General features: G+C 57.6%; 12 protein-coding genes. 11 read left to right on the top strand and 1 reads right to left on the bottom strand.

All coding sequences use genetic code 11. The annotated features are described in order from the left end of the window. The first annotated feature begins 141 nt into the window (after window positions 1-141). Together araD and AABB29_RS05980 are read left to right on the top strand one after the other, a co-directional pair. Entirely contained in the window at window positions 142-1,899 is a 1,758-nt protein-coding gene (araD, locus tag AABB29_RS05985; protein WP_341367804.1) for an L-arabinonate dehydratase, read from the top strand. After that, window positions 1,899-2,804 (top strand): Gfo/Idh/MocA family oxidoreductase, encoded by a 906-nt coding sequence (locus tag AABB29_RS05980; protein WP_341367805.1) that lies wholly within the window; start codon window positions 1,899-1,901, stop codon window positions 2,802-2,804. Before araD ends, AABB29_RS05980 begins: the two co-directional genes overlap by 1 nt. A 100-nt stretch (window positions 2,805-2,904) precedes the next feature. Here the strand turns inward: AABB29_RS05980 and AABB29_RS05975 are convergent, their stop codons facing one another. Beyond that, window positions 2,905-3,507, bottom strand: coding sequence for a TetR family transcriptional regulator C-terminal domain-containing protein (locus AABB29_RS05975; protein WP_341367806.1), 603 nt, complete (start codon window positions 3,505-3,507; stop codon window positions 2,905-2,907). A 171-nt stretch (window positions 3,508-3,678) separates the two neighbouring features. Between AABB29_RS05975 and AABB29_RS05970 the strand changes: the two genes are divergently transcribed. The 9 genes from AABB29_RS05970 to AABB29_RS05930 all read left to right on the top strand — a co-directional run bounded on the left by AABB29_RS05970 (window position 3,679) and on the right by AABB29_RS05930 (window position 12,677). After that, a complete protein-coding gene (locus tag AABB29_RS05970; protein ID WP_341367807.1) occupies window positions 3,679-4,929 on the top strand; it encodes a Zn-dependent hydrolase in 1,251 nt (416 codons plus the stop codon). Window positions 4,930-5,256: 327 nt separating this feature from the next. Then, the gene (hydA, locus tag AABB29_RS05965; RefSeq protein WP_341367808.1) at window positions 5,257-6,711 is read left to right on the top strand and encodes a dihydropyrimidinase; all 1,455 of its coding nucleotides are present in this window, start codon (window positions 5,257-5,259) and stop codon (window positions 6,709-6,711) included. Window positions 6,712-7,083: 372 nt separating this feature from the next. Continuing rightward, window positions 7,084-7,857: an ABC transporter ATP-binding protein gene (locus tag AABB29_RS05960; RefSeq protein ID WP_373636903.1), complete on the top strand. Its 774-nt coding sequence runs from the start codon at window positions 7,084-7,086 to the stop codon at window positions 7,855-7,857. Continuing rightward, complete coding sequence (locus tag AABB29_RS05955) at window positions 7,850-8,281, top strand: GNAT family N-acetyltransferase (protein WP_341367809.1); 432 nt, start codon at window positions 7,850-7,852, stop codon at window positions 8,279-8,281. Before AABB29_RS05960 ends, AABB29_RS05955 begins: the two co-directional genes overlap by 8 nt. After that, window positions 8,278-9,198 carry an ABC transporter permease gene (locus AABB29_RS05950; protein WP_341367810.1) on the top strand — a complete coding sequence of 307 codons (921 nt, stop codon included), beginning with the start codon at window positions 8,278-8,280 and terminating at the stop codon, window positions 9,196-9,198. Before AABB29_RS05955 ends, AABB29_RS05950 begins: the two co-directional genes overlap by 4 nt. Continuing rightward, complete coding sequence (locus tag AABB29_RS05945; RefSeq protein ID WP_341367811.1) at window positions 9,195-10,046, top strand: ABC transporter permease; 852 nt, start codon at window positions 9,195-9,197, stop codon at window positions 10,044-10,046. Before AABB29_RS05950 ends, AABB29_RS05945 begins: the two co-directional genes overlap by 4 nt. A gap of 44 nt (window positions 10,047-10,090) precedes the next feature. Next, window positions 10,091-11,083 (top strand): ABC transporter substrate-binding protein, encoded by a 993-nt coding sequence (locus AABB29_RS05940; RefSeq protein ID WP_341367812.1) that lies wholly within the window; start codon window positions 10,091-10,093, stop codon window positions 11,081-11,083. 180 nt (window positions 11,084-11,263) lie between these two features. After that, the gene (locus tag AABB29_RS05935) at window positions 11,264-12,088 is read left to right on the top strand and encodes a hypothetical protein (RefSeq protein WP_373636823.1); all 825 of its coding nucleotides are present in this window, start codon (window positions 11,264-11,266) and stop codon (window positions 12,086-12,088) included. Between the two features lie 109 nt (window positions 12,089-12,197). Next, window positions 12,198-12,677: a twin-arginine translocation pathway signal gene (locus AABB29_RS05930; RefSeq protein WP_341367814.1), complete on the top strand. Its 480-nt coding sequence runs from the start codon at window positions 12,198-12,200 to the stop codon at window positions 12,675-12,677. The last annotated feature ends 13 nt before the right edge of the window (window positions 12,678-12,690 follow it).

Raw genomic sequence — 12,690 nt, 5'->3', positions numbered from 1 at the left:
CAAAAAACCTCTCAGCGGCGACAGACGTCGTATCCGTTTAGGAAGTTGTTCCGCATAGTGAGACCCTTTCACTATTGATTTGCCAGGGCCGGTCAGACCTGAAATGATAATCTTCACATTCCAGCAAAGCACGAGAGTATCATGGCCTTTCAGCCCGCCAAGTGGCCCCGCAAACTGCGCTCGCAAGAATGGTTCGGGGGCAGTTCTAAAGACGCGATTTATCACCGGTCCTGGATGAAAAATCAAGGGCTGCCAGCGGACCTTCTGGATGGGCGGCCCGTCGTGGGCATTTGCAACACATGGTCCGAGCTGACCCCCTGTAACGCCCACCTGCGCGATCTGGCTGAAAAGGTGAAATTCGGGGTCTATGAAGCAGGCGGTTTCCCCGTCGAATTCCCCGTCTTTTCCCCGTCCGAAAGCACCCTGCGCCCCACCGCCATGATGTACCGCAACCTTTGCGCCATGGATGTGGAAGAGGCGATCAGGGGCAAATGCATCGACGGCGTCGTGCTGTTGGCCGGCTGTGACAAAACCACACCCGCACTGCTGATGGGCGCGGCATCAGTCGATCTGCCCGCGATTGTCGTGTCGGGCGGGCCCATGTTGAACGGGCATTTCCGGGGCGAACGTGTGGGCTCTGGCACGCATCTTTGGAAATTTTCCGAAGCCGTCCGCGCGGGCGAAATGACAGCGGAAGAATTTGTTGAGGCGGAGGCCTCCATGTCCCGCTCTCCCGGCTCCTGCAACACCATGGGCACCGCCAGTACAATGGCGTCGATGGCCGAGGCGCTGGGCATGGCGCTGTCCGGTAACGCCGCAATCCCCGCTGTCGACAGCCGCCGCCGGGTCATGGCACATCTGACCGGGCGTCGGATCGTGGATATGGTGAAGGACGATCTGAAACCATCCGATGTGATGACCAAACAAGCGTTTGATAACGCAATCCGCACCAACGCGGCCATCGGCGGCTCCACCAACGCGGTGATCCACTTGCTGGCCATGGCCGGGCGGACCAAAGGCGTTGAACTGACCTTGGACGATTGGGACCGTCTGGGCCGCGATGTACCCACAATCGTCAACCTGATGCCGTCGGGCAAATACCTGATGGAGGAATTTTTCTACGCAGGCGGCCTGCCAGTCGTCATCAAACGGTTGGGCGAAGCGGGGCTTTTGAACAAAGACGCGCTAACGGTCTCGGGCGGGTCCATGTGGGACGAGGTCAAACATGTGAAAAACTGGAATGAGGACGTGATCCTACCCGTCGAAAAGGCGTTGACCCAATCCGGTGGCATCGCCGTGTTGCGCGGCAATCTCGCCCCCGGCGGCGCGGTTGTGAAACCATCCGCCGCCACGGCGGAACTGATGCAACACACCGGGCGCGCCGTCGTGTTTGAGGATATCGACGACTACAAAGCCCGCATCAATGACGACGATCTGGATATTGACGAAACCTGCATCATGGTCCTGAAAAACTGCGGCCCGCGCGGCTATCCGGGCATGGCCGAGGTCGGGAATATGGGCCTGCCGCCCAAGATCCTGAAAAAAGGGATCACCGATATGGTGCGGATTTCCGATGCGCGGATGTCGGGCACAGCCTTTGGCACCGTGGTCCTGCATACCTCACCCGAAGCCGCCGTTGGCGGGCCGCTCGCTGTGGTGCAAAACGGGGATATCATCGAACTCGACGTGGCCGGACGCCGTTTGCATCTGGATATCACGGATGCGGAACTCGCAGCGCGGCTAGAGGCTTGGACAGCCGAAAAATCCGGCGCAAACCCCCGGCCCGAAAGCGGCTATGCAATGCTCTATCATGATCGGGTCATGGGCGCAGATACCGGGGCGGATTTCGATTTCCTTGTGGGGCACCGGGGCAATGCCGTCGGAAAGGAAGCGCACTAATGACGCCGATTTGCCTCGTCGGCATCGGCAAAATCGCCACCGACCAGCATGTGCCCGCGATCAACGCCAGCCCCGATTGGGACCTCGCGGCAACGGTCAGCCGGACGGGCACTATCGACGGGGTGCAAGCCTTCACCGATTTCGACCAGATGTTGGCGGAAACCGATATCCCAGTGATCTCGCTCTGCCTTCCGCCTGTGCCTCGCTACGCCTATGCGGCCAAAGCCATCGCGGCGGGCCGTCATGTGATGCTGGAAAAACCACCCGGGGCAACCTTGGCAGAAGTTCACGCGCTTGCTGATATGGCACGCGCCGCAGGCGTGACCCTGTTCACGACCTGGCACAGCCGGATGGCGCCCGGCGTGGCACCGGCGAAAGCCTGGCTTGCAGACAAGCAAGTGACTGGGGTCCAGATTACCTGGAAAGAAGACGTGCGCCGCTGGCACCCGGGCCAAGACTGGGTGTTCGCGCCGGCCGGTATGGGCGTTTTTGACCCCGGCATTAATGCCCTGTCTATAATTACCGAAATCCTGCCAATGCCAATCCATCTGCAAGCGGCAGAGCTGCTTTTCCCGTCCAATTGCGACACGCCAATCGCAGCACAGATGCGCTGGACCGAAAACGTGATCGCCGAGTTTGATTGGCGACAAGAAGGCCCCCAAAGCTGGGATATCACCGTTCAAACAGATGCAGGCGGGATCAGCTTGCACGATGGGGGATCGCGCTTGGTGATTGATGGTGCGCCGCAAGATGTCGGGCCCGAACGGGAATACCCGGCGCTTTACGACCGGATGGCGGATTTGGTCAAGGATGGGGTGTCAGACGTAGATATCGGGCCGATGATCCACGTTGCGGACGCGATGGCATTGGGCCAGCGGGTGACCGGCGAAGCGTTTTATCTTTAGATAAAGCGAAACGCTCTAACCGTGCCGTCGTCAGCCACAATCCGCCGCGTTGTATGTACAGCATATGTACGGGATCTGTACACGATGCATACGGTCCGATTCAGGGACGCAGCAGCTTTTCGTAAAGCGTGTTCAAAAACCCGGCGACCCCATCATGCGGGTCGCGATCCCCCATAACGGCGCGCACCTGCACATCGAAATCGGCATAATGCTGCGTCAGCGCCCAGACCGAAAAGATCAGATGATGTGGATCGACCTGCGCGATTTTACCCGCATCTGCCCATGCCTGAATAATGGCGGCTTTTTCGTCGACCATATCCTTCAGCTCAGTCCGCAAAATGTCCAAGATGCGGGGGGCACCTTGTAATATCTCATTGGCAAAAAGCCGGCTTTCGCGGGGAAAGTCGCGGCTAAGTGCCAGCTTGCGCTGGGCGTATCCCATGATCTCGGCGATTGGATCACCGTTGCCGTCAAGCGCCCGAAGCGGATCGAGCCAGGTTTCAAGCAAACGCGCAAGCAGGACTTCGTGGATCGCGTCCTTTGAAGGAAAATAATACAGCAAATTCGGCTTGGACAACCCGGCCGCATCAGCGATCTGATCCAGGGTCGATCCGCGGAAACCGAACTGTGAAAAGATATCCAGACCTGCTGACAAAATCGCGGTTTGGTTGCGTTGCTGAATCCGGGTTAAAGGTTTTTCCATAAGTAACTTTGCTTAATTTGCAGGCGTTTGCACCTGTTTTTGGGTCTATTTGCGGGCTTTATTGGCACATGCTTTAAAATCACGCCGATAACTTGACTGGTGCCCTCCCTCTGTTAGCGTCCGTTTGACCACTTGGTCAAATCAAGAATGCCCGAGCTGAAGGAGAAAGCGATGGCCGCCCCCGGAGAGAACCTGCGCATCAATGGCGAACGCCTGTGGGATAGCCTGATGGAAATGGCCAAGATCGGCCCCGGTATTGCCGGAGGTAATAACCGCCAGACTCTGACTGACGAAGACAGCGAAGGCCGCCATTTGTTTCAAAGGTGGTGCGAAGCCGCAGGTATGACCATGGGCGTGGATGAGATCGGCAACATGTTCGCCCGCCGCGAAGGCACTGACCCCGATGCGCTGCCGGTCTATGTGGGCTCGCACCTTGATACCCAGCCCACGGGCGGGAAATATGATGGCGTCTTGGGGGTGCTTGGCGGGCTTGAGGTCGTCCGCACCCTGAATGATCTGGATATCAAAACCAAGCATCCGATTGTCGTCACCAACTGGACCAATGAAGAGGGCACCCGCTACGCCCCGGCCATGCTCGCCTCTGGCGTTTTTGCGGGCAAACACACGTTGGACTGGGCGCTGGATAAGGTCGATGCCGAGGGCAAGCGTTTCGGGGATGAGCTGGAACGGATCGGCTGGAAAGGCACCGAAAAGGTCGGTGACCGCAAGATGCATGCCATGTTTGAGCTGCATATCGAACAAGGCCCGATCCTTGAAGCCGAAGGCAAAGATATTGGCGTGGTCACCCACGGTCAGGGCCTGCGCTGGATCGAAATTACAGTGATCGGCAAGGAAAGCCACACGGGCTCTACCCCGATGCATATGCGCAAGAATGCCGGCCGTGGCCTCGCGCTGATCACCGAGCTGGTGCATGAAATCGCGATGAAGAACCAACCGGGTGCGGTGGGGGCCATCGGCCATATCGACGTCTACCCCAACAGCCGGAACATCATCCCCGGCAAGGTGGTCTTCACCGTCGATATGCGCACCCATCTGCTGGATAAGCTGAATGGGATGGTGGCTGAGCTGATGGAGCGCGCTCCCAAGCTGTGTGAAGACATCGGCGTCACGTTTGAGGCCGAAATCGTCGGCCAATTCGACCCGCCTGCCTTTGATGAGGGCTGTGTTGCAGCCGTGCGGAACGCGGCCGAGCGATTGGGCTATTCCCACATGGATATCGTATCCGGCGCGGGGCATGACGCCTGCTGGATCAACGATCTCTACCCAACGGCGATGGTCATGTGCCCCTGCGTCGACGGGCTGAGCCATAATGAGGCGGAAGAGATCTCACCGGAATGGGCTGCGGCAGGGACAGATGTGCTGTTCCATGCGGTGGTTGAGACGGCGGAGATTGTGGGGTGAATTGGCGGCGAGGACTGTTTCGTACTTGGCTCGTCTTAAGTGTCATTTGGATGATAACTGTCTCAATGTCTGCCAATTTAAATTCTAAAGATATCATGCGTCTTATAGAAGGACCGCCAACAGCAAAAGTTACGGGCGACGCTGGGGCCGATCAGGCCAGACAAGCGGCTCTAGAACGACTCGTCACTGAGATGAATAGACGAACCTGGCTAAGGGTTTCGGGCTTGCTTCGGCTTATGTTTGGGCCGCCGATATTAACCTTCATACTGGGACTGGCGTCGCTATGGGCCATTTCTGGTTTCCGAAAAGTAGAGGACAAATGAAGTCATGACCAAAGTCATCAAAAACGGCACAATCGTCACCGCCGATCTGACCTATAAGGCGGACGTCCTGATCGACGGCGGCAAGATCATCGAAATCGGCCCCGACCTGAAAGGCGACGAACAGCTCGACGCCACGGGCTGCTATGTCATGCCCGGTGGCATCGACCCCCATGTGCATTTGGAAATGCCTTTTATGGGCACTTATTCCAGCGATGATTTTGAAAGCGGTACCCGTGCGGCCTTGGCTGGTGGCACCACGATGGTCGTGGATTTCTGCCTTCCCAACCAAGGCGAAAGCCTGCTGGATGCCATCAAACGCTGGGACAACAAATCGACCCGCGCCAATTGCGATTATTCTTTCCACATGGCCGTCACCTGGTGGGGCGAGCAGGTGTTCAACGACATGAAAACCGTGATCGAGGAGCGCGGGATCAACACGTTCAAGCACTTCCTCGCCTATAAAGGCGCGCTGATGGTCAATGATGATGAGCTGTTTTCCAGCTTTAACCGTCTGGCCGAACTGGGCGGCATCGCGATGGTCCATGCCGAGAATGGCGATGTGGTGGCGGAGCTTTCAGCAAAACTGCTGGCCGAGGGTAACACCGGCCCCGAGGCCCACGCCTATTCCCGCCCCAGCCAGGTTGAGGGCGAAGCCACCAACCGCGCCATCATGATCGCCGATATGGCGGGCGTGCCTTTGTATGTCGTCCATACCTCTTGTGAAGAGGCGCACGAAGCAATCCGCCGCGCCAAGATGCAGGGTAAACGCGTCTGGGGTGAGCCGTTGATCCAGCATTTGACCTTGGATGAATCCGAGTATTTCAACAAAGATTGGGATCACGCCGCCCGCCGTGTCATGTCGCCTCCGTTCCGGAACAAGCAGCATCAGGATAGCCTCTGGGCCGGGCTGCAAAGCGGGACGCTGTCGGTTGTCGCGACCGATCACTGCGCGTTCAGCACCGAACAAAAGCGCTATGGCGTGGGCGATTTCACCAAGATCCCGAACGGGACCGGCGGGCTAGAGGATCGGCTACCGATGCTCTGGACCCACGGCGTGATGACCGGGCGACTGACGATGAATGAATTCGTCGCTGTGACCTCGACGAATATCGCGAAGATTTTGAACTGCTATCCGAAAAAGGGTGCGGTGCTGGTCGGGGCGGATGCCGATCTGGTGGTCTGGGATCCGAAGAAATCCAAGACGATCACAGCGGACAGCCAGCAATCGGCCATCGACTACAATGTGTTTGAAGGCAAGGAGGTCACAGGCCTGCCCCGCTTCACCCTGACACGCGGCAAGGTCGCGATCCACGACGGGGAGGTGCGGACTGAAGAAGGGCACGGCGATTTCGTGAAACGCGAAGGGAATACGCCCACGAATAAGGCGCTGAGCACATGGAAAGAACTGACGGCGCCTAGGCCGGTTGAGCGGACGGGTATTCCGGCGACGGGCGTTTGATGAAAAGTCTCCAATTAACTTCGGAAGAATGGGACTCGGTTGCTAGGTGTGTGAATGCAGCGATTGAAGGACCATTTATTCAAGAGAAGGTGTTTCACACACTGATCGGAATGTGGCGTGATGACGCGCGTGCTACTTTTCAACAACACGCAACGGATCGACAAGGTAAATATCTACACTTAGCCAATAATTCTATGAATAACCTTCTTGGGTACCCGCACAAAATGTATGCCGAATTGGTTGAATGGACTGGTTTGGACCGTTCCGAAATCACAGTGCTATTTTCGCGATTTAGGGATGCTACAGACCGCGCATCTACCACTGCATATGTGAGCTGTCTTGAATGAACACTACGAAGCTGAATCGCAAATCATGAATGTGGTAATTGCAACCAACGTCGATCTTACATTCGAAACGAATGACGGGCCAGTCCATGCGCTGAAAGGCGTAAATTTGGATATTAACAAAGGCGACTTCGTCAGTTTTATCGGCCCCTCAGGCTGTGGTAAGACCACGTTCCTGCGCTGCATCGCTGGGCTGGAAACGCCAACTGGGGGCGAATTGACCGTGAATGGCATGACCCCTGATCAGGCCCGCCGCGCCCGTGCTTATGGCTATGTGTTTCAGGCCGCTGGCCTGTATCCATGGCGCACGATTGGCGGCAATATCCGGCTGCCACTTGAAATCATGGGCTTTGCAAAGGGCGATCAGGCTGAACGGGTTAAGCGCGTCCTGGAGCTGGTCGATTTGGCCGGGTTTGAGAAGAAATTTCCTTGGCAATTGTCGGGGGGGATGCAGCAGCGGGCCTCGATAGCGCGTGCTCTGGCCTTTGACGCGGATATCCTGCTGATGGATGAACCCTTTGGTGCGCTTGATGAGATCGTCCGCGATCACTTGAATGAGCAGTTGTTGCAGCTTTGGGCGCGCACCGAAAAGACCATCGGCTTTGTGACCCACTCTATCCCCGAGGCTGTTTATCTCTCGACCAAGATTGTCGTCATGTCCCCGCGCCCGGGCCGCATCACGGATGTGATCGACAGCCCACTGCCCAAAGAGCGTCCGCTGGATATTCGGGACAGCAAGGAATTCATTGAGATTGCACACCGCGTCCGCGACGGGCTGCGCGCGGGGCATGTGGATGATTAACGTGGCCCCAATTCGCCGGGCAACAGCGCAAGACGGTCCGGCTTGTGCAGGGATCGTGGATGCTTGGATTGACAACACCACATGGATGCCGCGCAGCATAACGCGCGCGGATCTTGAAACGCTGCTGACCGAGGGTTTGCCAACCCGCGAGGCTTACGTGATTGGCGACCCAGTCCTGGGGTATCTATCGCTCGATCCAGAAGAAAACCACATATGGGGGTTTTATGTGGGCCAACCTGGCGCCGGGCTTGGCGCCCGATTGCTCACGCAGGCCAAGCAGGGCCGCCCACGCCTTCAGCTACATACACATTTGCCAAATAAGCGCGCGCATGCGTTTTACGCTCGCGAAGGGTTTCAACAAGTGGGTGAGCCTTGGTGCGGCGAAGATGGTGTCGTTGAAATCAAGATGGAGTGGCGCGCATGAAGTCTGTGCTGCCTGTCCTGACAGTGGTCGGTGCGATCCTTGTGTCCTGGATCGTCGCTGTGGTGCCAATGAACATGCATCTGACCGCAGATTTGGCCCAGCGTCAGGACATCACCGTCAGCCCCGACACGCCCGCCGCGCGGCAAGAGATGTCGGGTATCGGACTCGCCCTGCGCAATACCCATCTGTTTGGCATGACCTATACGTTGGAGCGCCCCCGCCTGCCGTCGCCCCATCAAGTCGGCGCTGAGATGTGGAAGACGATTGTCTTGCAGAACGTCACATCGCGCCGGTCACTGGTCTATCATGGCTGGGTGACGCTTTCGGCAACACTACTGGGTTTTGCGATTGGGACGTCGCTAGGCATCCTGTTAGCTGTGGGCATTGTCTATAATCGCGCCATGGATATGAGTGTGATGCCTTGGGCCATTGCCAGCCAGACCATCCCTATTCTGGCGCTCGCCCCGATGATCATCGTGATGCTCGGGTCCATCGGCATCCAAGGCCTGCTGCCCAAGGCGATTATCAGCGCTTATCTGAGCTTCTTTCCCGTAGTTGTCGGCATGGTCAAAGGGCTACGTAGTCCTGATGGGATGCAGTTGGACCTGCTGCGCACCTATCACGCCAGTGCGGCGCAGGGGTTTTGGAAGCTGCGTTTGCCTGCTTCGGTCCCTTATCTGTTTGCTTCGTTGAAGATCGGGATATCCGCCTCGCTTGTTGGGGCGATTGTGGCTGAGCTGCCAACAGGTGCCCGTGCGGGCTTTGGTGCGCGGATGTTGGTCGGGGATCAATATGGGCAGCCGATGGTGACCTGGGCGGCCTTGTTTGCCGCAGCCATCACGGCGGCGGCTTTGGTCGGATTGTTCAGCTTGTTGGAGCGGCTAACGCTCCGCCGGATGGGGATGCAAGCCGCATGACCGGAACAGCGATCATCAGCGCATTGGCCGTTTGGGGAACGGGGTGGTTCATCAACGCCCGGCTTGCGGCCAGCCCGGCTGCAAAAACCCGCGCAGTGCAGCTATTGGTCCCTGCGATCTTTGGTCTGACCCTGCTGATCATGTGGGAATTGCTGGTGCGCTTGCTTGAGATCAGCCCCATCATCCTGCCCGCGCCCACGGCCATTGCCAGCCGGTTCGCGCGAGAGCTGCCAACGCTCTGGGTGGATTTTGAACAGACCATCATCAAGGGGGCGATGACCGGCTACGTCATCGGGGCCTTTGCGGCCTTTGTCGTGGCGATCATCGCGGACAGGTCTGACTTTTTAACCCGCGGCATTCTGCCCGTTGGCGGATTTATGGCCGCGTTGCCTATCGTAGGTACCGCACCAATTTTCGTGAAATGGCTCGGCAGTGATTGGGAATCCAAGGCGGCCGTTGTCGCTGTGATGGTGTTTTTCCCGATCCTGGTGAACACCGTGGCCGGGCTACGGGACACGACTGCAATGCAACGGGACCTGATGCGCACCTATGGGGCGGGCTATTGGCCAACGCTGTTCAAACTGCGCCTGCCCGCCGCGATGCCATTCATTTTCAATGGACTTAAGATCGCGACAACTTTGGCGCTGATCGGGGCGATTGTTGCTGAATTTTTCGGCTCTCCCACTGTGGGCATGGGCTTTCGGATATCGACCAGCGTCGGGCAGCTTGCGCTTGATATGGTCTGGGCCGAGATTGTCGTCGCCGCACTGGCTGGCAGTGCATTCTACGGATTGATGGCATGGATTGAGGGGCGGGTGACCTTTTGGCACCCATCGCAACGCAAATAACCAAAAGCCCCGGGACGAGGGTGTAACTGACTTGGAGGTCAAAAATGAAAAAGTTAATGTTAGCGGCGGCACTTGCCACCGGTTTGGGTGGGATGGCGCAAGCCGATGGCCATGCCAATGATGTGACACTGCAGCTGCAATGGGTCACGCAAGCCCAGTTCGCGGGCTACTATGTAGCGCTGGATCAAGGGTTCTATGAGGCAGAAGGGCTGAACGTCACCATCCTGCCCGGTGGCCCTGATATTGCCCCGCCCCAAGTGCTTGCCGGTGGTGGTGCGGATGTGATGCTGAACTGGATGCCTTCGGCATTGGCCGCCCGCGAAAAGGGTCTGCCTGTGGTCAATATCGCCCAGCCGTTCAAGACCTCTGGTCTGATGCTGACCTGCTGGAAAGACACCGGGATTGAGACTGTCGAGGATTTCCGCGGCAAGACCATCGGCGTTTGGTTCTTCGGCAATGAATATCCGTTCCTGTCGTGGATGAGCCAGGTGGGCATTCCAACGGATGGCGGGGAAGAGGGCGTGACTGTTCTGAAACAGGGCTTCAACGTCGACCCGCTGTTGCAGCGCCAGGCTGATTGCATCTCAACCATGACTTACAATGAATATGGTCAGGTACTGGATGCAGGTGTCTCTGAGGACGAGCTGATCACCTTTAAATACGAAGACCAGGGTGTTGCGACATTGGAAGACGGCATCTATGCGCTTGAGGAAAACCTGGAAGATCCGGTGTTCGTCGACAAGATGGTTCGCTTTGTGCGCGCGTCGATGGAAGGCTGGAAATGGGCCGAGGAAAACCCAGAAGAGGCCGCAGGGATCATCATTGAATATGATGAAACTGGCGCCCAGTCCGAGGCCGCACAGATCCGCATGATGGGCGAGATTGCTAAACTGACGGCAGGATCTGACGGTTCACTGGCCGAAGCTGATTTCCAGCGCACCGTTGATACGCTGCTGGCGGGCGGGTCTGATCCGGTGATTACAGCGCAGCCCGAAGGCGCGTGGACCAGCGTGATCACGGATCAAGCGCTGAACTAAAACAGGTTCTATAGACCCAAGAACGGGCGCTGACGCGGGTCAGCGCCCGTTTTCGTTTGTGGTAAAGGTTGATGAACGTTCAGACGCGGGTCTTGAATTTAAGTCAGTAATACTTACCTATATAACATGTTTATATTTATCAAAGCACTTCCACTTTCATTATCCACCTTCTGGCGTTACTTGATTTTACTTCCCTTTTTGGGGATCGGCGCGGTGGTCCTTTCAATCTTTAGCATCTTCCCCTTCGTGGGCTGGCTGGTGCCTGGCATGATCAGTGTCTGGCTTAGCCTCATGGGGCTGCGCTGTGCGCTTTTCGCGCGTGGCTATACGCAGCCGATCAGCGGCGGCACCTTGTTGACCGTCTGTCTTTACTTCAGCGTCATCTTTCTGATCGTTGGTGTATTGGTGAACGCCGTCATGACCGGCATTGTCTGGGCTGCGACAGCGGCGGGCATGCCTATTGATCCATTGGCGCTATTTGCTGGTGTCTTTGGGACATCGCCCTACCGTAGCGCGATCTTGATGGGCTTTTTGGCACCTGTTGCGTTGACCTCTGCCGCCTTTGCTGTGCCGCTTGCTGCGGCTGCGGCATCCACGGGCCCAGGCGGCTGGGACTATAGGGCCTTCTTTGGCTTTGGGCGCGGCATTATCGGGCTTAGCATCATCATGGCGATATGGATGTTCAGCGGGCACATGTTCTCATTCTTTGGTGAAATCTGGACACTGCTTGGCCTCATGGCTGCCTTGGTTATCGCCCTGAAAGAAGGCGAAGCGCTTCCATTCCAGACCGATCTGGCCCCCTGGACCGCTCTGCGGGGCACACTGATCATGGCCTGGGCCTCAAGTTGGTATTTCGCAACCGCTGTGCTGACATGGGAACATTACGCAGGAAAATCCTCAGGCCAGCGCAAAGCGCAAACCACCCCTGCCCCGGCTGTTCATACCGATGACATCCGGGCGCTGCGCCATGCGCGTATGCAAAAAACCGGCGGGAAGCGGCCGTAAGATCGCTTCCTCACAAATGATTGAGGCAGGTGGGGGGTGCGGCGGACTCGGAATCTTTGGGCGATGTGCTAAATAAGGGGAAAGTCAGCCTCTACCACGGAGATGTCACATGCCGAATTCCCTGATTACCCGCCGTACCATGATCGCAGCCTCTGGTGCAGCGCTGTCCACCGGGCTTCTGACGCCCGCGCAGGCAGCGGGTCTTGCACCGACCCAAACAATGCGGGGCGGTGCGAATAACTACCGGCCCGGCGCGCCGGTGGTTGAAAGGATCGGCGGCGGCGGTTTCTGGATGACCGGCACGGTGCGCCGTGCGGGCGACGGTGCGCCATTGCCGGGACAGCGCATCCAGGTCTGGGCGCACACGACCGAAGGGCATGAACGCGATGCCCACAGCCACGGTGCAACACTGACCGACGCAAATGGCGAATACCGGCTTGAGATGCCGCAAATCGTGGCCGCCTTTGGTCAAGCACATGCGCATCTGGCTTATGACAGCCCGGAATTCGAAACAGTGTTTTTGCGCCCGCTCTTGAACAGCCCCCGCGATACGACGCTGAACGCGGATTTTGTGTTGCAACCCGCCTAACATAGCTGGAACT

The organism is Yoonia sp. BS5-3 (genome assembly GCF_038069655.2).
Taxonomy (GTDB): Bacteria; Pseudomonadota; Alphaproteobacteria; order Rhodobacterales; family Rhodobacteraceae; genus Yoonia; species Yoonia phaeophyticola.
Note: the sequence above shows the minus strand (reverse complement) of the source record. Positions and strands in the feature narration are given on the sequence as shown.